Source organism: Sphingomonas caeni (assembly GCF_026013415.1).
GTDB classification, from domain to species: Bacteria; Pseudomonadota; Alphaproteobacteria; order Sphingomonadales; family Sphingomonadaceae; genus Sphingomonas; species Sphingomonas caeni.
In genome coordinates this window covers 221,137-242,245 of sequence record NZ_JAPDOK010000003.1, presented here as the reverse complement: position 1 = coordinate 242,245, position 21,109 = coordinate 221,137, and the positions used below count along the sequence as shown (strand labels likewise).

Genomic DNA, 21,109 nt, shown 5'->3' with positions numbered 1-21,109 from the left:
ACGCACAATCTGCTCGGGGAATCAATGGGTGAGTTGGGGATTTCACCCCACTCAGCCCCATTTTGCAGTCATGTTCGATATAGAATCAGTATTTGTTCTTAATTTGTTTTCATGAGCGATGACCGGTTTAAGTAATGATGCGGAGCGGAATTGGGTGGGCCGGCGCGAGCGCGGCTCGGCGACGTCAAAATCCCTACCCTGCCCCGATTTCCGCAAAATGGCGGATTCCCGGGGCTTCTCAATTGGATCGCTAGCACAGCGCGATTCGCCGCACAGCCGGGAAAACTCGGAAAACCGCAGAAATCCTGCGAGTCGCCGTGTTAATGGAGGTGGTTAACGCTCAACTGCCATTTGTATCGACTTCGAAGACCAGCGCCTTGCCCCGCGACATGGGTTCCCACTTACTCGCCAGAGCCGCACGGATTCCGTTGGTCACACGCGTCCGGTTCACTTGCGGGCGGCGCATCCTGAGGTCCCATCCCCATTGCCGCTTTCCCGGTACCGGAAACTGGAGGATCGCTTCGCGCTGACCGTCGCGATGGCGAACGGCAATCACCATCCCCTGCCAGCCATCGATGATGCGCCATTGCGGCTCGCGCCGCAACTCCCAGCAATAGGGTTGCCCGTCCACGACGAGCAGGCCCGACAAATCACGTTTTCCGTAAGACATTTCGAAAATCCAATAGCCAATGATCGCGTGTCCCTCGGGAGACGCGCCAGCTACTTCTTCCCCGCCGCCTCGGCCTTGCGCCGCGCCGCTTCGCGCTTGGCGATCTCGGCGGCGTTGACCGCCTCGGTCGCGCCGGTGCTCGGGGCGACGCCCAGCTCGGCCAGCGGCTCTTCCTTGCTCTTCTCGACGACGACATTGGCGTCGGTCATGTTGGCGACCACGGTCGAGTTGGACGCGCCGATCGCGGCCACCGGCTCCTCGCGGTTTGCAGAGGAGAAGATGGCGCTTGCGAGCCCGATCACGACGAGCACCATCGCCAGTCCCGTCATTCCGACGCGGACGCGCTGCATCGCCTGGGCAGAATCCGTCTGGAGTCCCGACTTCATAGCTGTGGCATAAATGTAACGGATTAACGCATTGCTGTCGAGACAGGCCTCAGCCGCGCGCGAGCCATTCCGGGACTGGCAGGCCCTTGGCCTCGAGCCATTCCCGGTTATAGAGCGTTGAAAGATAACGGAATCCTGTGTCACACAATATCGTGGCGATGCGTTTTCCGGGGCCCAGTTCGCGCGCCAATCGTATCGCCCCCGCAACGTTGATGCCCGAGGAGAGGCCGAGGCAGAGCCCTTCCTCGGCGAGCAGGCGGCGCACCCACTCCATGCCTTCCTCGTCGGAGATGCGGAACTGGGTGTCGACCGGCGCGCCCTCGAGATTGGCGGTCACCCGCCCCTGCCCAATCCCCTCGGCGACCGAATTGCCTTCGGCCTTGAGCTCGCCGCACGCATAATATTCGTAGAGCGCGGCGCCGTGCGGATCGCTGAGCGCAATGCAGACCGTCTCGTCCTTGGCCTTGAGCCCGAGCCCGACGCCGGCGAGCGTGCCCCCGGTCCCCACCGAGCAGGTGAAGCCATGGATCCGGCCCTCCATCTGCTCCCAAATCTCCTCGGCGGTGCCGTGGATATGCGCCTTGCGGTTGGCGGTATTGTCGAACTGGTTGGCCCAGATCGCGTTGGGCGTCTCCTCGGCGATCCGGCGGCTGGTGTGCACGAAATGCCCGGGGTTCGAATAAGGCGCGGCGGGAACGAGGACCAGCTCGGCGCCGAGCGCGCGCAGCGTGTCCATCTTCTCGCGGCTCTGCGTCTCGGGCATGACGATGATCGTCTTGTAGCCCTTGGCATTGGCGACCAGCGCGAGCCCGATGCCGGTATTGCCCGCAGTGCCCTCGACGATCGTGCCGCCGGGCTGGATCAGGCCCCGCTCCTCGGCATCCTGGACGATGTAGAGCGCGGCGCGGTCCTTCACCGAAGCGCCCGGATTGGCGAATTCGCACTTGCCGAAAATCTCGCAGCCGCTGGCCTCGCTGGGGCCCTTCAGTCGCACCAGCGGGGTGTTGCCGATCAGCGCGAGCGTGTCTGGTGTCACATGCATGGCCGCTAGATAGGGGCGGAGATGGCCCCGGGGCAAGCAAGCGAAACTTGCCGCATCCCCCGCTTGCGATAGGATCGCGGCCGGAGGGGAACGGCACGATGGCGCCTTTCGAATATATGCTCGGCTTCGCCGTGGTGATCCTGGGGCTTTCGGTCACCGAGCTGGCGATGGGGCTCAACCGGCTTCTGCGCACGGGCAAGGTCCGCTGGGACTGGCTCGCGCCATTCGCGGCTTTGCTCGTCTTCCTCAAGATCGTCGCACAATGGTGGAGCTGGCACGCCGCGGTCAGGTTCGCGCCGGGCATGACCTTCGAAATGTATCTCGCGGTGCTGGCGAGCGCGACCTTGCTGTTCCTGCTCGCTGCGACGCCGCTGCCCGAGGTGCGCGAGGGCGGCACCGATCTTCGTGCCTATTATGCCGGGGCGGCGCGGCGCTTCTGGATCCTGTTCGCGCTGCACAGCGCCAGCGCGATCGTCACGGTGCTCTGGGTACAACTCGCCGCGGCGGGCGAGCATGCGCAGTTCCAGTTCAGCATCATCCTGCTGTTGCCGCTGATCGCGCTGGGTTTCGCCTTCGCCAGGCCGCGCTGGGCGCAGGCGCTCGGGCTCGCGCTCTTCACCGCGCTCTATATCGGCCAATATTTCGGGCGGACTCTGTTCTAGCGGGCGGATCCTAGCGCGTGGCGACGCCCGCCGCCTTGAGATGCTTGTCGAGCCGCCCGGCGAACCACAGGAAGAACATCCGGTAGTCCGAGACCAGCGACCAGAGCGGATAGGTGAAGGTCGCCGGTTTGTTCTTCTCGACGGTGAAATGCGCCGCCCAGGCAAAGGCATAGCCCGAGAGGGGGACCGCCAGCCACCACCAGCCCCCCGCCCCCACCGCGATCAGCAGGAACCAGAGCGACAGGAAGGTGCCGATATAGTGGAGCACCCGCGTGAGCGGTTTCGCGTGCTCGCGTAGATAGAAGGGCCAGAATTCGGCGTAGGTGGGGATCTTGTCGGCCATGAGCGTTTGTAGGCACGGCGCGCGCGCTTGTTCAAGCCGCTCCGGCGATGGTATAAGCTTTGCGCCAAGAGGTAGAAAGCATGGGTGCGCAGCTCAATATCAAGGACGCGGAAACCGTCCGCCTCGCCCGACAGCTCGCCGACGCCACCGGCCAGTCAGTCACAGCGGCGATCAGGGCAGCACTTGAACGCGAGCTGCGCGAGAATGAAAAGGCCAAGGCGGAACGGAGGCAACGCGTGCGGGAGATCGTGAAAGGGTCGCGCGAACTTTTGAAGCCGGAGTTCCGCGATCAGGAACTTTCGCTGACGCATGGCGACCTGCTGTATGACGAGGACGGCTTGCCGAAATGATCGTCGATACATCGGCGATCGTCGCCATCCTTCTGGGAGAGGCCGAGGGATCCGAATTCGAGCGCAAGCTCGAAAATGTCTCAGGGTCGAAAAGAATGTCGGCTGGCAGCCGGATCGAGCTTTCTGCCATCCTGTTCCGCACGAGCGGCGAGGTTCTTGAAGCGCGTGGTGGGCAATTGCTGCTGGACCTTGGCGTGATGATCGAACCCGTGACACTCGACCAGGTTCAAACCGCCCGCGACGCCTATCGCCGTTTCGGCCGTGGTTCTGGAAAACCGGGCTGCCTCAACTTCGGCGACTGCTTCGCGTATGCCCTTGCCAAGGCGCGTGGCGAGCCCCTGCTCTTCAAGGGTGGCGATTTCGCCCAGACGGACATCATCGCGGCGTGAGCCCGCGCAAGCAAAGCTTCCCTCCCGTCGTGAATCCCGAGGTCCGCCTGCTCGTGCTCGGCAGCCTGCCGGGCGAGCGGTCGCTGGCCGAGCGGCGCTACTACGCCCATCCGCAGAACCAATTCTGGCGGCTGATCTCGCCCGCCGCGGGGCGCGACCTGACCGCGCTCGATTATGACGCCCGGCTGGCGGCGCTCCTTCACGCGCATATCGGCCTCTGGGACGTGGTCGCCAGCGCGCGGCGGCAGGGGAGCGCCGATGCGGCGCTGCAGGATGTCGAGGCGCACGACGTAGCCGCGCTTGCCGCCACCCTGCCCCGACTGCGCGCGATCGCCTTCAACGGCGCGACTGCGATACGCCATGGACTGCGGCAATTGGGCCCAGCGGCAGAGCGCTACGCGATCATCGCCTTGCCGTCGAGCAGCCCGCTCCATACCGTCGGCGCGGCGGCCAAGCTTCCCGAATGGGAGAAGCTCGGCGCCTGGCTGACCTGACCCGCCTTACGGCGTCGTGGTGTTCTCCATTTCCTCGTCAGGCTCGTCCTTGGGCTTGGGGCCCGCGCAGCCGGTGCGGACCTTGGTGCCGATGGTGAGCTTGGCGGTGAGCGGCTGGGTGTCCTCGGGCTCGCCGACTTCGAGGCAATCCTTGCGGGTGAGCACCAGCACCACCGGATCGCCCGCGACATTCTTGGTCGTGTAGGTCGCCGTGTCGCCCGCCACCACCGGGGCGACCCAGTAGAAGGGCTCGGGCTTGGGGGTTTCGACCGCATTATCGGTGAAGATCATGTCGCCCGGCCCTAGGTCGAGCGTCCAGAAGGGCTCGGTGCCAAAGGCGCGGATCAGCTGGTTGAGCTCGAAATCGCCGAGCTTGACGCTCGGGGCCGGCGCCGGCGCGGCGACATTGGCGGCGTTCGCAGGCTCGGCGGGCGTGGCCGCGTTGTCTGCATTGACCACCATCGAGCCGCCGCCGCATGCCGACAGCGTCAGTGTAATCGCGAGCAGTGCTAGGCGCATCATCTCTCTCCCCTGTTGGCGTGCAGGGTGGCGGCGCGCCCTGTCGCCGTCAAGCATGGGATTCGCGCGGAAGTTCTGCTAATGTTCCGGCATGTCCGCCGAGCCCGTCCTCGCCTTTCCCCCGCGGCCGCTGCGCTGGCTGTTCCTCGACCTGAACAGCTATTTCGCGAGCGTCGAGCAGCAGCTGAACCCGGCGTTGCGCGGGCGTCCGATCGTCGTGGCGCCGGTGAATACCGATACCACCGTCGCGATCGCCGCCTCGGTTCAGGCCAAACTTTATGGCATCGGCACGGGGACGCCGATCTGGGAGGCGAAGCGCAAGTGCCGCGAGGTGCTGATCGTCCCCGCCAACCACGAGAAATATGTCGAGTTTCACGAGGCCATCCTCGCCGAGGTTTGGAAGCATATCCCGGTCACGATGATCTGCTCGATCGACGAGGTCGCCTGCCGGCTGCTCGACAATGAAAACAGCCCCGAGACCGCGGTCGCGCTGGCGCACCGGATCAAGGCGGGCATCCTCGCCAATGTCGGCGAATGCCTGACCTCGTCGATCGGCATCGCGCCCAACCGCCTCCTCGCCAAGCTCGCCACCGACATGCGGAAACCCGACGGACTGATCGTGCTGACCGAGGACCAGCTTCCGCACCGCCTGTTCGACGTGCCCCTGCGCGAGATCGCCGGGATCGGGGCGAAGATGGAGAAAAGGCTCGCACAGGACGGCATCCTCGACATCCGCCAATATTGCGAGCGCCGCCCGCGCGATGCGGGCAATGCCTGGGGCGGGGTCAATGGCGACCGGCTCTGGTATCTGCTCCACGGCGTCGACCTGCCCGACAAGCCGAGCCAGAGCCGCAGCATCGGGCACAGCCATGTCCTGTCGCCGCGCCAGCGCCACCTCGAGGGCACGCGGCTGACCGCGCGCCGCCTGGCGCTCAAATGCGCGAGCCGGTTGCGGCGCAAGGGCTATCGGACGCGGCTGCTGGTGCTCCACGGCAAGTTCGAGGACGACAAGACCAATTGGCGCGCCTCGATCAAATTGCCCTGCACGCAGGATAGCTTCGTCGTGCTCCACGCGCTCGATGCGCTGTTTCCGCGGCTGGCGGAGGCGGGAAAGGCGCGCCCGGGCGGGTTCCGGCTGCGGATGGTGGGGGTGACGCTCGCCGAGATCGAGGGCGTCGAGGGCGAACAGGGCTCGCTGTTCGCGGCGCTCGATCCCGACGATCCGCTCGCCCGCGAGACGCGCACGCTCGCGCTCAGCAAGGCGATGGACCGGATCAACGAGAAATTCGGCAGAAACGCAGTCAGCCTAGGCCCGCTCACCGGTGGACGGCTCGACGGGGTCGGCACCAAGATCGCCTTTGGCCGGATTCCCGACGCAAGCGAATTCCACGAATGAGACGCAATTTTACTATGGTCATGGCGCTCGCGTCACAATAATGTAACTTTATCACACGAGGGGACTTGACGAGTCTTACCCACCTTGCAAAGGCACGGCCCGCTATGAAAACCCTCCCCATTATCGCCTCCGCCGCTGCCGCGCTCCTGTCGCTGTCGGCCTGTGACAACAAGCCGATCCAGGTCGGCGACGTGCCCGATCCCAATCGCGAGAAGGTCGATGCCAAGCCGAAGGTGGAGCTGCCGCCGACGATCGAGGCGAGCGTGACCTTCCGCTGCCAGCCGGGCAACACCCTGCTCTATGTCGAGTTCTTCAAGGGCCACAAGCTCGCGCTGCTGCGCACCACCAAGGACGGCCTGCCGATCAAGCTCGAGGCACCCGCGGAAGGCCAGCCCTATGTTGGCGCCGACGGTTCGCGCGTCAGCGGCACCGCCAAGGCGGCAACCATCGTCACCGGCGGCAAGACCAGCACCTGCAAGGCCTGATCTTCCCGGTTTCCAGTTTCAAAAGGGCTGGCGGGGCATTCCCGCCGGCCCTTTTTCATGCGAGCCTGACCGGGTTGGATTCGGGGAGCTTCCCAAGTGGCGACGGTCGCGATCTATAGCCTCAAGGGCGGCGTCGGTAAGACCACGCTGGCGGTGAACCTCGCCTGGTGCGCGGCGGTGCAATCGGCGCGGCGCACCTTGTTGTGGGACCTGGATCCACAGGCGGCCTCGACCTTCCTGGTTGGCATTCCCGGCAAATCGAGCGACCAGGCGCAGGCAATCTTCACCCGCGACCTCGCGCCGAAGAAACTCATCCAGCACACCGCGATCGAGCGGCTCGACCTGATCCCCGCCGACGCGTCGCTGCGCGGGCTCGACCTGCTGTTCCACGAGCTCGACAAGAAGAAGCGGCTCGCCAAGCTGCTCGGCGAGCTCGACAAGGCCTATGACCGGGTGTTGCTCGATTGCCCGCCCGGCCTGACCGAGACCAGCGAACAGGTGATGCGCGCGGCCGATCTGATCGTGGTGCCGGTAGTCCCTTCGCCGCTCTCGGCGCGGGCGCTGGCCGAGGTCTCGGCCTGGCTGGACCGCAAGGGCGGGAAGGTGCCCCTGCTCCCGGTGCATTCGATGGTCGATCGCCGCCGCAAGCTCCACGCCGCCGCGGTCGAGGCCAATCCGGACTGGCCGGTGATCCCGATGGCGAGCGTGGTCGAGGCGATGGCGGTGCGGCGGATGCCGCTCGGCGGCTATGCGGGCAAGACCGCGGGCGCGCAGGCCTTTTCAGGGCTGTGGCAGGCGATCGAACGCAGATTGGCGGGGAAGCGTTAGAGCAGAATGCAGGCCACCCTCCCCCAACCGTTCGTGCTGAGTAGAGACCAAGTAGCCGAAGGCGTATCGAGGGCTCGTATCGCAGCATCTCCCGCGCCAGCTGTCCTTCGATACGCCATTTCGATACGCCCCAGCGGGGCTACTCAATGGCTACTCAGGACGAACGGGGTGAGAGTGGCGGCATGACCCAGCGCATCGACCGGCCCGAGGAGATCGATCCCGAGCTGGTGCTGCGCGCATACGCGATGGGCGTCTTCCCGATGGCCGATCATCGCACCGCCGACAGCGTCTATTGGGTCGAGCCCAAGCTGCGCGGGGTGATGCCGCTGAACGGCTTCCACCTCTCGCGCTCGCTCAGGAAAACGATCCTGTCGGACCGGTTCCGCGTCACCGTGGACACCGCCTTCGCGCAGATCATCCGGCTCTGCGCCGAATCCGCCGCCGACCGGCCCGATACCTGGATCAGCGGGCCGATCGAGCGGGTGTTCATGGAACTCCACCGGCGCGGCTTCGCGCATTCGGTCGAGGTGTGGGAGGGCGATCGGCTCGTGGGCGGTCTCTATGGGCTCGCGCTCGGACGCGCATTCTTCGGCGAATCGATGGTCACGCGGGTCCGCGACGCTTCGAAGGTCGCGTTCGCGCACCTCGTCGCGCGGCTCAAGGCCGGCGGGTTCGCGTTGCTCGATTGCCAGTTCCAGACCGCGCACCTGCAATCGCTCGGCGCGGTCGAGATTCCGCGCGACGATTATGTCGCGTTGCTGGGCGGCGCGCTGGGCGAGTCGGCGGGCGGACTCGCCTTGGGTTCGCCCGTGGTCGAGGGCGATTTCGGCGCGCTCGACGGCGCTGAGGACCCGCTCGGCCCCACGCCGACCGAGACGGTGCCCGGCCCGCTGTCGCGGAAGGTCATCGCGCAGCTCTTGGTCCACACATCGTAGATCGGATGCTGGACGACATTCTGCGCGGGCCGGTCCTTGTACAGCCAGCCTGAGAAGACGCGCTTCCAGCTCTGGTCTGTCTGGAGCACATCGACCTGGACGAAGGCGCCGGTATCCTGGACATTCTCCCAGGGCGCGGTCCGCTCGCAGGCGCGCAGCCGCAGCACGACATCGCCGACGCGCACCGCCTCGCCGGGCTTGAGCGTGACGTCGCGCGAGACGCCGTTGCGCTTGTTGAGCAGGCCGAGCACCGCGACGCGCTCTTTCATCGGGGTCGCGCCGGCGAGCTCGCTGCCGTCGGGCGCTGCTTCGGTCACCTGCGCACCGGCATTTTCGCCGCCGCCGGCGGCGATCTCGTCGATGCTCTGATTGTTGCCGCCGCTGCCGCCGCCGGTGCACGCGCCGAGCGCCAGCAGCAGCGCCGCTGCCACAGAGCTGCGCGGCGAGATCATGCGTCGGGCGCCCATGCCTCATAGTCGCCGGTGGCGGCCGCGCGCCGACCGCCCAGTTCGAGCGCGCCGGGCGGGCGATAGGCGAGCTGGGTACCGGTCAGGTTCGGCTCGGCGGGCTTTTCCCAGATGCGCGGCGGGGGCAGCGCATCCTCGGGCGCGGCGTCGATCTGATGATGCAGCCACGAGAACCATTCGGGCGGCACCCGGCTGGCATCGTTCTGGCCGTTATAGATCACCCAGCGCCGCGTGAGCCCGTTGGCGTCCGTGCCGCCGGCCCAATAGACGTTGCCGAGCGAATCCTCGCCGACGCGTTCCTTGCCACGCAGCGCGACCGAGGTGCCGATGGTGGCGCCTTCCCACCAGGTGAAGATCGACTTGAGCAAACCCATGCGCGGCCCATAGCGGAGCGGTGACGGGGGAGGCAATCGGGGAATGCGCTACTGTTTCTTCTGCCCCCGCCAGCTCACCGCATCGCCGGGGGATATCCCCAGCTCCGCCGAGCGGCCGCCATTGATCTCGATGATCGCGGCCACCGGCTCACCCGAAGGGATACGCGCCTCGGAGAGCGGCAGCGCATTCTCGGCGATGCGCGCGATGGTGCCGTCGGGACGGATGAAGATGAAGTCGATCGGGACCGGGACATTCTTGGTCCAGAAATTGACCTCCTCGGGCGCGCCGCCGTTCGGGGGATAGGGCGCGACGAGCAATCCTCCATCAGGGGGAATGTTCGAGCGGTACATCAGCCCCCTGGTCTGCTCGGCCTCCGAATCGGCGACCTCGAGCTTGAGCGTCCTGGGGCCCTCGGCGGTGGCGATCGTCACCGTCACCAGCGCCGTCTCGGCCTCGTTCGCGACATTCTCGCCGCCGCTGCCGCAGCCGCCCAGCGCGAGGAGCAGCCCCGCCGCGATCGCCAGTTTCACCTTCACTTGCGCCCCTGCCAGTTCACCCTGTCGCCGACCGCGATCCCCAGCGCCGCTGCCCGCCCGCCATTGATCTCGAGCACCGCGGTCACCGGCCCGTCCGAATAGATGCGGTCCTCGCTATAAGGTTTCGCGTCCGCCGCGATCTTGTCGATCGTGCCGTCGGCCTTGATGAAGATGATGTCGAGCGCGCTCGGCGTGTTGTGCATCCAGAAATGCGCCTCCTGCCCGCGTCCGCCCTCGGCCGGATAGGGGGTGAAGAGCATCCCGCCATCCTGAGGGATGTCGGTGCGGTACATCAGGCCACGCTGCTGCTCCTCATAGGTGCGCGCGACTTCGACGCGGAAGCGATGCACGCCCGTTTTGCTCTCGATGGTAAGATCGATGGTGGGCGCATCGCGCAGACCGGCAAGCGGCGCGGCGATCCCCGCCGCGGCGGGGATGAGCAGCAGCGCTGCGGCAAAAGCCGCTCCGATTCCCCGCAAACCCTTCAAGGCCTCAGCCGATCCTTTCGACCGCCACCGCGAGCGGCCCTTTGTCGCCATCGACGATGCGCGCCCGCATGGGCTCGCCGGGCTCGACCTCTTCGATCTCGGCGCGGCGCAGCGTCTCCATATGGACGAATATATCGGCCGAGTCGGCGTCGCGCACGAGGAATCCATAGCCTTTGAGGCGATTGAACCATTTGACCGTGACCGACTCGAACGGCCCGGCGGCGGAAATCAGCTTGAGTCGGTCGGCGCGGTCGCCACCGCGGGCGCGCGGCGCCTCCACCGCGTCGGTCAGGTCGATCGACAGGATCTCACGCGCCTGGAAGCCGCGCTGACGGCGCACCGCGACGCATTCGACGCGCGCGCCCTCGGGCAGGCTGCGCCGGCCATGGTCTTGTAAAACGGTGAAATGAACCAGGATGTCGCCCAGGTCGCCTTCATCGGCAACGACGAAACCGAAGCCCCGCGTCACATCGAACCATTTCACCACGCCGGTACAGGTCTGGCCGGCGTCTTCCTCCTCGTGTTCCGCCGGTTCGACCGCAAAGTCGTTGGACAGAAGCTGCGGGTCCGCACGCATATTGTTACTCCCCCAGCCGAACGCTTTACCATGTTTTTCCACAGGAGGAACTGCTTTGTGTCAATTGGCAGCGTATCAATTGTCCCCGAGCAACGCCTCGGCATCGTCGCCGGGGGCCATCCGCGCGATTTTCCAGGCGAGCGATGGGGCATGGCCCGCGCGCACCATCGCGCCAACCTGCTTCTGAAGCATGTCGCGGTCGGCGGGCTCGCGCGCATGTGGCCCGATCCGCTTGCGCCGGGCAAAGGCGAGCGCGCTGGCGATCCGGTCGTCCTCGATCAGGGGGGCGACCGCTTCGGCATCCGCCGTGTCGATTCCGGCGTAATGCAAGGCATGAGCAATCCGCCGCGCGCCCAGACCCCTTCGCCCCATTGCGGAAACCCGGGCCTCGGCGAAGGCCCGATCGTCGATATAGCCGAGCTCGGAGAATTGGTCGGCGAGCGCCGCTGGATCCGCCGGGGCCTCACCCTCCCACCCCCGTTCACGGAGCTTGCGCTTCAAATAGGCGGTGAGGCGGCCCCGGGTTGTGGCGTATCGCTCAACGTAGCGCAGTCCCAACCGCTCCAAAGCGGCACGGTCGAGCGGTGTCAGCGGTAGGTTGGGACGTGCCATGCGCCATCATTGTGCCACAGTGGCAACCGATTTTGAACGGTAGTGCGTAGCAGGAGCCGGCGCGGTCGACGCGCAGTTGGGGGGCCAACGGACTGCTACGACAGGGGCACGGAAAAAAGAGAATGGATTTGGACGTTAAGCGACCCGAGAGCAATGAGGCCGCGCCGGCATCGCCGGCTCCGACGCCTACCGACGACAGCCTGCCGCGCCGTTATGCCGACTTCGCCACGCTCGGCGAAGCGCTGGACTATGCGGCCAGGGGCGTTCGCGGGCTCAACTTCCACACGCCGCGTGGCGAGCTGGCGCGCGCCTATCCCTTTTCCGAGCTGCGCGAGGACGCGCTCAAGCAGGCCCGCCGGCTGATCGCCGGCGGCACCCAGCCCGACGACCGCATCGCGCTGATCGCCGAGACGGGGCCGGAATTCGCTTCGCTCTTCTTCGGCGTCATCTATGCCGGCGCGTGGCCCGTGCCGCTCCCGCTGCCGACCAGCTTTGGGGGCGCGCAAAGCTATATCGACCAGCTCAAGGTCCAGCTGAACAGCTGCGATCCGACGATGCTGATCTATCCGCCCGAAATCGGCGCGATGTGCGCCGAGGCCGCGCGCCAGGCCGGCACGGAAGGGATCGACTGGTCCGAATTCGTGACGCGCGACGCGCCCGAGGCCGAGCTGCCCCAGGCCGACACCGACGATATCGCCTATCTGCAATATTCGAGCGGATCGACCCGCTTCCCACACGGCGTGGCGATCACTCACCATGCCCTGCTCAACAATCTCGCCGCGCACAGCCATGGCATGCATGTCGGCGACGGCGACCGCTGCGTCTCGTGGCTGCCCTGGTATCACGACATGGGACTGGTCGGCTGCCTGCTGTCGATCGTCGCCAACCAGGTCTCGACCGACTATCTCAAGACCGAGGATTTCGCGCGGCGCCCGCTCGCCTGGCTCGACCTGATCAGCCGCAACCAGGGCACCACCCTCTCCTATTCGCCGACCTTCGGCTATGACATCTGCGCGCGCCGCATCGGCAGCCAAAGCCATGTCGCCGACCGGTTCGACCTCAGCCGCTGGCGCGTCGCGGGCAATGGCGCGGACATGATCCGCCCGGACGTGATGCAGAGCTTCGTCGATGCCTTTGCCGATGCGGGCTTCAAGGCCAGCGCCTTCCTGCCGAGCTACGGTCTTGCCGAGGCGACGCTGGCGGTGTCGATCATGCCCCCGGGCGAGGGCATCGTCGTCGAGCTCGTCGAGGAAACCCAGCTCTCGGGCAGCGCCTCGCGCGCCGACCGGCCGCAGCGCTTCCGCGCGATCGTCAACTGCGGCAAGCCGGCGCGCGACATGGCGATCGAGATCCGCGAGGAGGATGGCACCCCGCTCCCCGAAAAGGCGATCGGCAAGGTCTGGTGCAAGGGCCCGTCGGTGATGGTCGGCTATTTCCGCGACCCCGAATCGACCGATGCCTGCCTGGTCGACGGTTGGCTCGATACCGGCGACATGGGCTATATGTCGGACGGCTATATCTATGTCGTCGGCCGCGCCAAGGACATGATCATCATCAACGGCAAGAACCATTGGCCCCAGGATATCGAATGGGCCGTGGAGCAGCTGCCGGGCTTTAAGCAGGGCGATATCGCGGCGTTCGCGATCACCACCCCGGGCGGCGAAGAGACGCCGGCGGTGCTCGTCCAGTGCCGCACCTCGGACGAGAAGGAGCGGCTGCGCCTCCGCGAGGAAATCCGCGAGCGCGTCCGTTCGGTGACGGGGATGAACTGCGTGATCGAACTGGTCCCGCCGCGCACCCTGCCGCGCACCAGCTCGGGCAAGCTCAGCCGCGCCAAGGCGCGCAACCTCTACCTCAACGGCGAGATCAAGCCCTACGCGCTGGCGGCGTAGCGTTTGCGCTACCTTGCGCTTCGTCGCCGTTTCACTCTCCGAGATTTGCGATTACAATGCAAATACTGGGAAGGGGCGAATCGTGGCATCGCATCGGCTATCAAGACCTGAGCTAATCACACTCGCCTTTTCGATTGTCGCCGGGCTCATCGGGGCCGGCTGGGCGGTTTTTACTTATCTTTATCCTTCACCAACGCCGGTGTCCGTTTCAAACATCCCGAACACTTCGGCGACCCCGCCTAGCACTCCTGCAGCGGAACATATTCCCTCGGCAGCGCCTCGACCGAAGCCCGCGTCTAGCAGAAGGCATGAACGAGTTGCGGCACCCACTGGATCGCAGGGTCACGTCACCCGGGAAGAGCCGAACGTGAGCACCACAGGAAAATGCGCGCCTGTGGTCGTCAATTCGAATGTGACGAGCATGAATTTCGAAAATTGCTCGTGAGGCTGACCGATGAAATCGTACCTTCTCTATCCGACTACGGCATTGCTAGCGGCTTTCCCGTTTGCTGCTCAGTCACAGATAACCACGAGTGGAACCTGCGCCCTCGTAATTCAGGGCTCCTCGGTTCAAAATGTAACAATCACTAATTGTGGATCGAACTCCGCGCAGCTCGATAAAATCGTCGAAATGATTAATGCAATTGTGAGGAATGGAAACCTCACTGCCGACCAGACTAATTCGCTACTAGATACAATTAATCACGTAGTTATTCCGGCGATATTGCGCACCGATAGCAACACTGCCGATATAAATGAGAAAGTGTCAAAAATACTAGATATTTTAACTTTGGCTTCACGAAATCCGGAAAATGCCTCGGCTTCACTCGGATCATTAGTCAATTGGGAAATTAGATCGCCTTTGACACCGATCGTGAGCAAGGCGCCTATTAACGTTCAATTGATTCGAGCAACTAGGCCATCAAAGAACTACGACGTTATCAGATTCGTTATTCGTCTATCTGTGACCGATAAAGTAAATATTGGCGTAATTACCACCGATGCGATGGACAATTATATAAAATATTGGCATGCTTGGAATGATTTCGGTACAAATTGTCAATTTCGAGGAAATGATGCGGGACTGACCATATCACACTCTTATGATCGATTTTTACTAGCTTCTCAAGCCGATGATGAAAGTTTTTCTGAAGAATTATTTCCGAAAACGATCGTATTATCGGCCACTTGCTCCGCTTTGATTGGCCGAAGCTTTAATCTTGCGATGCGATACTACTACCGGCCGGCACGTATAATGCGGACTGCGCCAGACAGTTGGCAATTTATCGATTTTAGATTTACCGATTTAGCCTATGAAGAATAGAGCCAAGCCGCGACCTTGATCGATCCGTCACCTCCTATCCGGCCACTAAACGACTAGGCTGCGATCGTGCCCACAAATTTCCCCCAGAATCGCCCCCAAACCTAACCTCTCGCTAACCTCCCCTCCGGTACATCCGGGGTGTGACCAGCCAGACGATCTCTCAATTCGCCCGGCCACGCATCGACGCGCGTGCGCTGCTTGGCCTGTACGACCCGGCGGACACGACCGACTGGGGGCCGATTCGCGCCGCGCAGCTTCATGCCGGGCGCCAGCTCGCGCTGTTCATGCTCGCCGCCAACCTGGTCGGCGCCGCGCTGATCGCGATCATCCTCGCAACCAGGGTGCCGCAATGGCAGCTTGCGAGCTGGGGCGCGCTCGTCGCTGCTGTGGCGGTGTCGGTGGCGTTTCGCCGGCTGTCGTCCAAGCATCGCAGCGCCGCCAGTGCCTCGCTCCGCGATGTGCGCGATACGCTGCTCGACGGGATCTCGCTCGGCGCGGTCTGGTCGATTCCGCCGCTCGCCTTCGGCCATGCCGCTGATGCCAACGCCTCACTAGGACTCTGGATCGTCCTCACCCTGCTGATGACCGCCAGCGCGGTTGCGATGGCCGCGCTTCCGCTGGCCACCATCCTCTTCGTCGCGATCCTGGGCGGCGCGATCACGGCGACGCTGGCGCTCACCTCGCCCCTGCTCGGTGCCGCCGCCGCGCTGTTCACCGTGCTGCTGGCGATGGCCACCTTCGCGCGCGGCAAGGCGCTCGTGGTGATCCGCGCAGGCGAACTCGCGCTTTCCGAGCGCGACGAGACCGTCAGCCTGTTGCTGCGCGAATTCGAGGATTCGGGTGCCGACTGGCTGTGGGAGATCGACGCGCAGCGCCGCGTCGCCCGCGCCAATCCGCGCTTCGCCGTCGCCGTGGGCGTCGATCCCGCCAAGATCAACGGCATGCCCTTCCTGCAGGTACTCGCGGGTGCCACCTGGGAGGCGGGCAATTTCGCGCCCGGCCTCCATACGCTCGCCGAGAAATTGAAGGGCCGCGAGGCGTTTCGTGACCTCCTTCTCCCCGTCTATGTCAATGACGAGGAGCGCTGGTGGGAGATGTCGGCGAGCCCCAAATTCGACGAGACCGGCTCCTTCATCGGCTTCCGCGGGGTCGGATCGGACGTGACCGAGGCGCGGCGCACCTCCGACAAGATCAACCGCATGGCGCGGTTCGACACGCTCACGGGGCTCCCCAACCGGCTGATGATCCATGAGGCGCTGAGCGCCGCGATGGCCGAGGCCGAGAAATGGGGTAGCCGCTGCGCCTTCATGATGATCGACCTCGATCGCTTCAAGGCGGTCAACGATACGCTCGGCCATCCGGTCGGCGACCGGCTGCTCGGGCGCGTTTCGGAGCGGCTCAAGCTGCTGATGACCGAGAATGAGATGATCGGCCGCCTGGGCGGCGACGAGTTCGCGGTGGTGGTGCGCGACGCGACCGATACCGCCAAGATCGAACGGCTGGCGCATACGATCATCGACACGCTGTCGCGCCCCTATGAGGTCGATCAGCACACCCTCTATATCGGCGCCTCGGTCGGTCTCGCCACCGGCCCGCGCGACGGGCGCACCGCCGAGACGCTGATCCGCTCGGCCGACCTTGCACTCTATCGCTCCAAGGACGCCGGCGGCGGCATGTTCCATGCCTATGAGCCCCAGCTCCACATGGCCGCCGAGGAGCGCCGCGTGCTCGAGATCGCGCTGCGCGGCGCGGTCGAGAATGGCGAGATGCACCTCAACTATCAGCCCGTGGTCGATGCCGGCACCGGCGGCCTCATGGGGTTCGAGGCGCTGCTGCGCTGGACGCATCCCGAATTCGGCAACGTCTCCCCCGCCAAGTTCGTGCCTCTGGCCGAAGATGCGCGGCTGATCGCGCCGATCGGCGAATGGGTGCTCCGCACCGCCTGCACAGAGGCGGCGCGCTGGGAGACTCCCGTGCGCGTCGCGGTCAATGTCAGCCCCGAACAGCTCCACAACCCGGCCTTCGTCAATGTCGTCGCACAGGCGCTGGCGCAATCGGGGCTGCCGCCCGAGCGGCTCGAGCTCGAGGTGACCGAGAGCGTGTTCATGCGCGAGGGCACCCAGGCGATTCAGGTACTCGAGAAGATCCTCGATCTCGGCATCCGGCTGAGCCTCGACGATTTCGGCACCGGCTATTCGTCGCTCGGCTATCTGGCGCATACGCGCTTCAGCTCGATCAAGATCGACCGCAGCTTCGTCCAGGGCGCGTCGAAGGGCCTCAAGGAGGCGATCGCGATCATCCGCGCGGTCGTCGCGCTCGCCGAGAGCCTCGGCATGGCGACCACCGCCGAGGGCGTCGAGACCGAGGAGGAGCACCACATGGTCCAGGCGCTCGGCTGCACCAAGGTCCAGGGCTATTATTTCGGCCGCCCCCTTCCCGTCCACGAGGCCCGCGCGCTCACCACGCGGCAGAGCGGGGCCAGCGCGGCGGCTTGAGGTCTGTGCTCAATCAGCGCCCCGGCTTTGCAGGGCGTGGTTCGTTGAGTCTGGTCCCCAAGGTCTTGAAATGTAGGATTTCGCCTGCTTTGCTCGCGGGGCCGGTTGCTCCGGCCGCTCTTTGACCCTGTCGATCCGCACCCGGCGAACCACGCATTTCCCTCCGGGAACTGCGCGGCGCAAAACATGCGCGATAGTGTGAAGCTAGTGTCAACTTTCACATGCTGGGACGGCCCAGCCTGGCGCGCTACTGTGGGTAACTGGCCCCGCGGTTCAGCCGGCTTCAGTCTCGCCTTCGTCCTGCCAGGCCTTGTGATTGGCCTTGTACACTTCGTTGCGCTTGTCGATCAGCGCCGTGAGCGCTTTCTGCTCCTTGTCGCTCATCTCTTCCTTGAGCGAATGGATAATCTGGCCGTCGAGTTCGACGACATCGGCGTGGAGTTCGGGCAGCCAGAGCGTTTCATGATCCTCGTGTTCATGCGACATCTTCAATCTCCCATGTCAGGCCCATGTTGGGAACGCGTCACTTGCCGCGATACTAGGTCGAGGCGAGGACAAATCATAGACGGGACTCGATTTTATCTTGGCCGCATCGGATCGAGCGATGTGCGCTTGCGGCGCGCCGCGCGGCGGGCTAAGTCGCCGGTCCGCATAGGGGTGTAGCTCAGTTGGTTAGAGCGTCGGTCTCCAAAACCGAAGGCCCTCGGTTCGAGTCCGAGCTCCCCTGCCACCTTCCCGCATTCCGGAGACCGCATGTTTCGCCCGCTCTATGATTGGGTTCTCCGGCTTGCGCACCACAAGCACGCATTGCCGGCGCTGGCGGGGATTTCGTTTGCGGAGAGCAGCTTCTTCCCGATCCCGCCCGACGCGATGCTGATCCCGATGGTGCTCGCGCAGCGCGACAAGGCGTGGCTGATCGCGGGGGTCTGCACCGTCGCATCGGTGATCGGGGGCATGTTCGGCTATCTGATCGGCTATGCGCTGCTCGAGAGCGTCGGCCAATGGCTGATCAACCTCTATCACATGCAGGACAAGATCGCGCAGTTCCAGGCGAGCTATGCCGAATATGGCGCCGCGATCATCCTGCTCAAGGGCCTCACCCCGATCCCGTTCAAGCTCGTCACCATCGCCAGCGGCATCGCCCATTATAATTTCGGCCTGTTCGTCCTCTTCTCGACGATCACCCGCGCGGCGCGCTTCTTCATCGTCGCCGGGCTGCTCAAGAAGTTCGGCGCGCCGGTGCAGGAGTTCATCGAGAAGCGCCTCGACCTGTTCGCCTGGCTCTTCCTCGCGCTGATCGTGGGCGGGTTCGTCGCGGTAGCCTATCTGTGAGCGGCACGGCGGAACTGATCGCGCGCTACTATGCCGCGTTCAACGCGGGCGACTGGGAGGGCATGCTCGCCTGCCTGAGCGAGGATGTCGCGCACGATATCAACCAGGGCGGGCGGCAGACGGGCAAGGCAGCGTTCCGGGCGTTCCTCGCGCATATGGAGCGCTGCTACCGCGAGCGGCTCGAGGACATCGTGATCATGGCCTTGGGCGAGCGCGCGGCGGCGGAGTTCGTGGTGCATGGGGAATATCTCAGCACCGATGAGGGGCTGCCCGAGGCGACGGGGCAGCGCTACACCTTGCCGGCGGGCGCCTTTTTCGAGGTGCGGGACGGGCTGATTTCGCGGGTGACGGTCTATTACAACCTGCCCGAGTGGACGCGGCAGGTCGGGGGCTGACCCGATCCTCCCCCGCAAGGGGGAGGTGGCAGCGCAGCTGACGGAGGGGGCGGACACGAAACGGACGTGGCCGCCGCCCTCCCCCTCCGACGCCTTTCGGCGCCACCTCCCCCTTGCGGGGGAGGATTGGAGGTGCGTAGGCAGCGCCATGACCGTCACCGTCCGCCCGCTGCTTGCTGACGAGATCGAGGCCGCCCTCCCCGACCTTGGCCGGTTGCGCATCGCGGTGTTTCGCGAATGGCCGTATCTCTACGAGGGCAGCGAGGCCTATGAGCGCGACTATGTGCGCGCCTACGCGCAGGCCGCGGACGCGGTGCTGGTTGCGGCGTTCGATGGGGAACGGATCGTGGGCGCCGCGACCGCCTCGCCGATGGCGGCGCAGGAGGCCGAGGTGCTCGCCTGCTTCCCCTCCCCCGCCGGTCATTTCTATTTCGGCGAATCGGTGCTGCTGCCCGAGTATCGCGGGCGCGGGATCGGGCATGCGTTCTTCGATCACCGCGAGGCGCAGGCGCGGGCGTGCGGGGCGACGGTCGCGGCGTTTTGCGGGGTGGTGCGGCCGGCCGATCACCCGCTGCGGCCCGGGGATTTCCGGCCGCTCGATAGTTTCTGGCGCGGACGCGGCTATGCGCCGGTGGCAGGGCTGGTGACCGCCTTCGAATGGAAGGACATCGACCAGCCGGGCGAGACCGCGCATCCGATGCAGTTCTGGACCAGGACGCTGTGATCCGCCGCTACAAAGTCGCCGCCGCGCAATATCCGGTCGAGCAGCTCGCCGATTTCGCCGCGTGGCAGGCCAAGCTGGCGCGCTGGGTGGGCGAAGCGGCGGATGCGGGGGCGAAACTGGCGGTCTTTCCCGAATATGCCGGGATGGAGCTGACGGCCCTTGATGCGGCAACCGTGGGCGATCTCCATGCGTCGATCGCGGCGCTGGGGGCATGGGTGGCGCGCATCGACGCGGCGCATGCCGAGCTGGCGGCGAAGACGGGGATGCATATCCTGGCCGGGAGCCTGCCGGTGCGGGGCGAAGACGGGCGGTTTCGCAACCATGCGCGGCTGTTCACGCCGGGCGGGCGCATGGGGCTCCAGCAGAAGATCGTGATGACGCGGTTCGAGCGCGAGGCATGGGACATTGCGGGGGGCTCGCCGATCCGGGTGTTCCGGACCGAGCTGGGGATGATCGGGGTGGCGATCTGCTACGATAGTGAGTTCCCGCTGCTGGTGCGCGCACAGGCCGAGGCGGGCGCCGAGCTGATCCTGGTGCCGAGCGCGACCGACACGCTGCACGGCTGGCACCGGGTGCGCACCGGCGCGCGGGCGCGGGCGCTGGAGAACCAGTGTTACGTGGTGCAATCGCCGGTGGTGGGCGCGGCGGAGTGGACGCCGGCGCTGGACGTGAGCCGGGGGGCGGCGGGGGTTTTCGGGCCGGCGGACATCGGGTTTCCGGAGGATGGGGTGGTAGCCGAGGGTGTGGTGGACGCGGCAGGATGGGTGTTCGGGGAGGTGGATCTGGACGCGGTGGCTGCGGTGCGCGGTGGGGGCGCGGTGTTCGGGTTTGCGCATTGGGGGGAGCAGCTTGGCTCGGGTGCGGTGCCGGGGGTGAGCGATGGGGTGGAAGTTGTGGATTTGCGGTGAGGGGTTGGCGTTCGAAACCCCGGTCATCCCGGCGAAAGCCGGGACCCAGGGTCACAAACGGCGCATTGCTTGGCTCTGGGTCCCGGCTTTCGCCGGGATGACGCTTTCATCGGTTGTATTGACATTGTAGATACAAATTGGCACTTTTCCGCGATGGCAAAGTCGCGCGTCTCGGATCGGAAAGTGACTTGGGGCGCCGCCGCCGAACCGGGTGCGGCCGAACCCAAGGGCAGCATCAATTTGCGGATCGAGGCACGGACGCGCCAGCTGATCGACGATGCGGCGGCTTTGCTGGGCAAGACGCGCACCGAGTTCATGATCGACAGCGCGCGGGCGCAGGCGATCGACGTGCTGCTCGACCAGCGGCTGTTCGTGCTCGATACCGACCGGTACGATGCATTCGTGCGGGCGCTCGACAATCCGCCCCCGCCGGGCCCGAAGCTGCGCGCGCTGCTGCGGCGGACACCGGCCTGGGACGCCTGACC

Annotated in this window: 27 protein-coding genes, 1 tRNA gene and 1 pseudogene; 17 read left to right on the top strand and 12 right to left on the bottom strand. The window is 65.3% G+C overall.

Annotated elements, in window-relative coordinates:
* Positions 1 to 340: 340 nt before the first annotated feature.
* From OF829_RS09815 to OF829_RS09805, 3 genes are all read right to left on the bottom strand, one after another.
* Positions 341 to 649: a hypothetical protein gene (locus OF829_RS09815; protein ID WP_264939831.1), complete on the bottom strand. Its 309-nt coding sequence runs from the start codon at positions 647 to 649 to the stop codon at positions 341 to 343.
* Positions 650 to 720: 71 nt separating this feature from the next.
* On the bottom strand, positions 721 to 1,056 hold the full coding sequence (locus OF829_RS09810) for a hypothetical protein (protein ID WP_264939830.1): 336 nt from the start codon (positions 1,054 to 1,056) through the stop codon (positions 721 to 723).
* A 49-nt stretch (positions 1,057 to 1,105) separates the two neighbouring features.
* Positions 1,106 to 2,098: a cysteine synthase A gene (locus OF829_RS09805; protein ID WP_264939829.1), complete on the bottom strand. Its 993-nt coding sequence runs from the start codon at positions 2,096 to 2,098 to the stop codon at positions 1,106 to 1,108.
* A gap of 98 nt (positions 2,099 to 2,196) precedes the next feature.
* Between OF829_RS09805 and OF829_RS09800 the strand changes: the two genes are divergently transcribed.
* Positions 2,197 to 2,760, top strand: coding sequence for a hypothetical protein (locus tag OF829_RS09800; protein WP_264939828.1), 564 nt, complete (start codon positions 2,197 to 2,199; stop codon positions 2,758 to 2,760).
* A gap of 10 nt (positions 2,761 to 2,770) precedes the next feature.
* On the opposite strand, the gene OF829_RS09795 is transcribed toward OF829_RS09800, so the two are convergent.
* Positions 2,771 to 3,103 carry a DUF962 domain-containing protein gene (locus OF829_RS09795; protein ID WP_264939827.1) on the bottom strand — a complete coding sequence of 111 codons (333 nt, stop codon included), beginning with the start codon at positions 3,101 to 3,103 and terminating at the stop codon, positions 2,771 to 2,773.
* An 80-nt stretch (positions 3,104 to 3,183) separates the two neighbouring features.
* On the opposite strand from OF829_RS09795, the gene OF829_RS09790 reads away from it, so the two are divergent.
* The 3 genes from OF829_RS09790 to OF829_RS09780 are packed head-to-tail and all read left to right on the top strand — an operon-like array spanning position 3,184 to position 4,336.
* Complete coding sequence (locus tag OF829_RS09790) at positions 3,184 to 3,453, top strand: type II toxin-antitoxin system VapB family antitoxin (protein ID WP_264939826.1); 270 nt, start codon at positions 3,184 to 3,186, stop codon at positions 3,451 to 3,453.
* Positions 3,450 to 3,842 carry a type II toxin-antitoxin system VapC family toxin gene (locus OF829_RS09785; protein ID WP_264939825.1) on the top strand — a complete coding sequence of 131 codons (393 nt, stop codon included), beginning with the start codon at positions 3,450 to 3,452 and terminating at the stop codon, positions 3,840 to 3,842. The genes OF829_RS09790 and OF829_RS09785 overlap by 4 nt, the downstream gene beginning before the upstream one ends.
* Positions 3,839 to 4,336: a DNA-deoxyinosine glycosylase gene (locus OF829_RS09780; RefSeq protein WP_264939824.1), complete on the top strand. Its 498-nt coding sequence runs from the start codon at positions 3,839 to 3,841 to the stop codon at positions 4,334 to 4,336. Before OF829_RS09785 ends, OF829_RS09780 begins: the two co-directional genes overlap by 4 nt.
* A 6-nt stretch (positions 4,337 to 4,342) precedes the next feature.
* Here OF829_RS09780 and OF829_RS09775 read toward each other — a convergent pair whose 3' ends face one another.
* A complete protein-coding gene (locus OF829_RS09775) occupies positions 4,343 to 4,858 on the bottom strand; it encodes a hypothetical protein (protein ID WP_264939823.1) in 516 nt (171 codons plus the stop codon).
* An 88-nt stretch (positions 4,859 to 4,946) separates the two neighbouring features.
* Between OF829_RS09775 and OF829_RS09770 the strand changes: the two genes are divergently transcribed.
* The 4 genes from OF829_RS09770 (at position 4,947) to aat (ending at position 8,499) form a co-directional block, all read left to right on the top strand.
* A complete protein-coding gene (locus OF829_RS09770; protein ID WP_264939822.1) occupies positions 4,947 to 6,251 on the top strand; it encodes a Y-family DNA polymerase in 1,305 nt (434 codons plus the stop codon).
* A 104-nt stretch (positions 6,252 to 6,355) separates the two neighbouring features.
* Entirely contained in the window at positions 6,356 to 6,736 is a 381-nt protein-coding gene (locus tag OF829_RS09765; protein ID WP_264939821.1) for a hypothetical protein, read from the top strand.
* A 96-nt stretch (positions 6,737 to 6,832) separates the two neighbouring features.
* Positions 6,833 to 7,564 (top strand): ParA family protein, encoded by a 732-nt coding sequence (locus OF829_RS09760; RefSeq protein ID WP_264939820.1) that lies wholly within the window; start codon positions 6,833 to 6,835, stop codon positions 7,562 to 7,564.
* Between the two features lie 182 nt (positions 7,565 to 7,746).
* Complete coding sequence (aat, locus tag OF829_RS09755) at positions 7,747 to 8,499, top strand: leucyl/phenylalanyl-tRNA--protein transferase (RefSeq protein WP_319951543.1); 753 nt, start codon at positions 7,747 to 7,749, stop codon at positions 8,497 to 8,499.
* A gap of 35 nt (positions 8,500 to 8,534) precedes the next feature.
* Here aat and OF829_RS20585 read toward each other — a convergent pair.
* The 6 genes and pseudogenes from OF829_RS20585 to OF829_RS09725 all read right to left on the bottom strand — a co-directional run.
* Positions 8,535 to 8,768 (bottom strand): annotated as a pseudogene (locus OF829_RS20585) (DUF2155 domain-containing protein); the annotation flags it as partial.
* A gap of 179 nt (positions 8,769 to 8,947) precedes the next feature.
* Positions 8,948 to 9,340, bottom strand: a complete 393-nt coding sequence (locus OF829_RS09745) for an NADH:ubiquinone oxidoreductase subunit NDUFA12 (RefSeq protein WP_264939819.1) — start codon at positions 9,338 to 9,340, stop codon at positions 8,948 to 8,950.
* A gap of 48 nt (positions 9,341 to 9,388) precedes the next feature.
* Complete coding sequence (locus OF829_RS09740) at positions 9,389 to 9,877, bottom strand: DUF192 domain-containing protein (protein WP_264939818.1); 489 nt, start codon at positions 9,875 to 9,877, stop codon at positions 9,389 to 9,391.
* Complete coding sequence (locus tag OF829_RS09735) at positions 9,874 to 10,365, bottom strand: DUF192 domain-containing protein (protein WP_264939817.1); 492 nt, start codon at positions 10,363 to 10,365, stop codon at positions 9,874 to 9,876. Before OF829_RS09735 ends, OF829_RS09740 begins: the two co-directional genes overlap by 4 nt.
* Before the next feature lie 4 nt (positions 10,366 to 10,369).
* Positions 10,370 to 10,942, bottom strand: a complete 573-nt coding sequence (locus tag OF829_RS09730; protein WP_264939816.1) for a cold-shock protein — start codon at positions 10,940 to 10,942, stop codon at positions 10,370 to 10,372.
* Between the two features lie 75 nt (positions 10,943 to 11,017).
* Entirely contained in the window at positions 11,018 to 11,554 is a 537-nt protein-coding gene (locus OF829_RS09725) for a regulatory protein RecX (RefSeq protein ID WP_264939815.1), read from the bottom strand.
* A 122-nt stretch (positions 11,555 to 11,676) separates the two neighbouring features.
* Between OF829_RS09725 and OF829_RS09720 the strand changes: the two genes are divergently transcribed.
* The 3 genes from OF829_RS09720 to OF829_RS09710 all read left to right on the top strand — a co-directional run bounded on the left by OF829_RS09720 (position 11,677) and on the right by OF829_RS09710 (position 17,265).
* Positions 11,677 to 13,446, top strand: a complete 1,770-nt coding sequence (locus OF829_RS09720) for a fatty acyl-AMP ligase (protein ID WP_264939814.1) — start codon at positions 11,677 to 11,679, stop codon at positions 13,444 to 13,446.
* Positions 13,447 to 13,900: 454 nt separating this feature from the next.
* Positions 13,901 to 14,770, top strand: a complete 870-nt coding sequence (locus tag OF829_RS09715) for a hypothetical protein (protein WP_264939813.1) — start codon at positions 13,901 to 13,903, stop codon at positions 14,768 to 14,770.
* Between the two features lie 140 nt (positions 14,771 to 14,910).
* Positions 14,911 to 17,265: a putative bifunctional diguanylate cyclase/phosphodiesterase gene (locus OF829_RS09710; protein ID WP_264939812.1), complete on the top strand. Its 2,355-nt coding sequence runs from the start codon at positions 14,911 to 14,913 to the stop codon at positions 17,263 to 17,265.
* A 273-nt stretch (positions 17,266 to 17,538) separates the two neighbouring features.
* Here OF829_RS09710 and OF829_RS09705 read toward each other — a convergent pair whose 3' ends face one another.
* Complete coding sequence (locus OF829_RS09705; RefSeq protein WP_264939811.1) at positions 17,539 to 17,751, bottom strand: hypothetical protein; 213 nt, start codon at positions 17,749 to 17,751, stop codon at positions 17,539 to 17,541.
* Positions 17,752 to 17,918: 167 nt separating this feature from the next.
* Here OF829_RS09705 and OF829_RS09700 point away from each other — a divergent pair.
* From OF829_RS09700 to OF829_RS09675, 6 genes are all read left to right on the top strand, one after another.
* A tRNA-Trp gene (locus OF829_RS09700) sits at positions 17,919 to 17,995 on the top strand.
* A 23-nt stretch (positions 17,996 to 18,018) separates the two neighbouring features.
* Positions 18,019 to 18,597, top strand: a complete 579-nt coding sequence (locus OF829_RS09695; RefSeq protein WP_264939810.1) for a YqaA family protein — start codon at positions 18,019 to 18,021, stop codon at positions 18,595 to 18,597.
* The gene (locus OF829_RS09690; protein ID WP_264939809.1) at positions 18,594 to 18,992 is read left to right on the top strand and encodes a ketosteroid isomerase-related protein; all 399 of its coding nucleotides are present in this window, start codon (positions 18,594 to 18,596) and stop codon (positions 18,990 to 18,992) included. Before OF829_RS09695 ends, OF829_RS09690 begins: the two co-directional genes overlap by 4 nt.
* Before the next feature lie 148 nt (positions 18,993 to 19,140).
* Positions 19,141 to 19,716, top strand: a complete 576-nt coding sequence (locus OF829_RS09685; protein ID WP_264939808.1) for a GNAT family N-acetyltransferase — start codon at positions 19,141 to 19,143, stop codon at positions 19,714 to 19,716.
* A complete protein-coding gene (locus OF829_RS09680; RefSeq protein ID WP_264939807.1) occupies positions 19,713 to 20,624 on the top strand; it encodes a carbon-nitrogen hydrolase family protein in 912 nt (303 codons plus the stop codon). Before OF829_RS09685 ends, OF829_RS09680 begins: the two co-directional genes overlap by 4 nt.
* A 153-nt stretch (positions 20,625 to 20,777) precedes the next feature.
* Positions 20,778 to 21,107 carry a type II toxin-antitoxin system TacA family antitoxin gene (locus tag OF829_RS09675; protein WP_264939806.1) on the top strand — a complete coding sequence of 110 codons (330 nt, stop codon included), beginning with the start codon at positions 20,778 to 20,780 and terminating at the stop codon, positions 21,105 to 21,107.
* The last annotated feature ends 2 nt before the right edge of the window (positions 21,108 to 21,109 follow it).

Coding starts and splice junctions, on each gene's coding strand:
- OF829_RS09745 (WP_264939819.1), bottom strand. CDS start 9,340: ATGGGTTTGCTCAAGTCGATCTTCACCTGGTGGGAAGGCGCCACCATC.
- OF829_RS09725 (WP_264939815.1), bottom strand. CDS start 11,554: ATGGCACGTCCCAACCTACCGCTGACACCGCTCGACCGTGCCGCTTTG.
- OF829_RS09800 (WP_264939828.1), top strand. CDS start 2,197: ATGGCGCCTTTCGAATATATGCTCGGCTTCGCCGTGGTGATCCTGGGG.
- OF829_RS09795 (WP_264939827.1), bottom strand. CDS start 3,103: ATGGCCGACAAGATCCCCACCTACGCCGAATTCTGGCCCTTCTATCTA.
- OF829_RS09790 (WP_264939826.1), top strand. CDS start 3,184: ATGGGTGCGCAGCTCAATATCAAGGACGCGGAAACCGTCCGCCTCGCC.
- OF829_RS09785 (WP_264939825.1), top strand. CDS start 3,450: ATGATCGTCGATACATCGGCGATCGTCGCCATCCTTCTGGGAGAGGCC.
- OF829_RS09695 (WP_264939810.1), top strand. CDS start 18,019: ATGTTTCGCCCGCTCTATGATTGGGTTCTCCGGCTTGCGCACCACAAG.
- OF829_RS09675 (WP_264939806.1), top strand. CDS start 20,778: ATGGCAAAGTCGCGCGTCTCGGATCGGAAAGTGACTTGGGGCGCCGCC.
- OF829_RS09805 (WP_264939829.1), bottom strand. CDS start 2,098: ATGCATGTGACACCAGACACGCTCGCGCTGATCGGCAACACCCCGCTG.
- OF829_RS09770 (WP_264939822.1), top strand. CDS start 4,947: ATGTCCGCCGAGCCCGTCCTCGCCTTTCCCCCGCGGCCGCTGCGCTGG.
- OF829_RS09720 (WP_264939814.1), top strand. CDS start 11,677: ATGGATTTGGACGTTAAGCGACCCGAGAGCAATGAGGCCGCGCCGGCA.
- OF829_RS09775 (WP_264939823.1), bottom strand. CDS start 4,858: ATGATGCGCCTAGCACTGCTCGCGATTACACTGACGCTGTCGGCATGC.
- aat (WP_319951543.1), top strand. CDS start 7,747: ATGACCCAGCGCATCGACCGGCCCGAGGAGATCGATCCCGAGCTGGTG.
- OF829_RS09765 (WP_264939821.1), top strand. CDS start 6,356: ATGAAAACCCTCCCCATTATCGCCTCCGCCGCTGCCGCGCTCCTGTCG.
- OF829_RS09730 (WP_264939816.1), bottom strand. CDS start 10,942: ATGCGTGCGGACCCGCAGCTTCTGTCCAACGACTTTGCGGTCGAACCG.
- OF829_RS09685 (WP_264939808.1), top strand. CDS start 19,141: ATGACCGTCACCGTCCGCCCGCTGCTTGCTGACGAGATCGAGGCCGCC.
- OF829_RS09705 (WP_264939811.1), bottom strand. CDS start 17,751: ATGTCGCATGAACACGAGGATCATGAAACGCTCTGGCTGCCCGAACTC.
- OF829_RS09810 (WP_264939830.1), bottom strand. CDS start 1,056: ATGAAGTCGGGACTCCAGACGGATTCTGCCCAGGCGATGCAGCGCGTC.
- OF829_RS09715 (WP_264939813.1), top strand. CDS start 13,901: ATGAAATCGTACCTTCTCTATCCGACTACGGCATTGCTAGCGGCTTTC.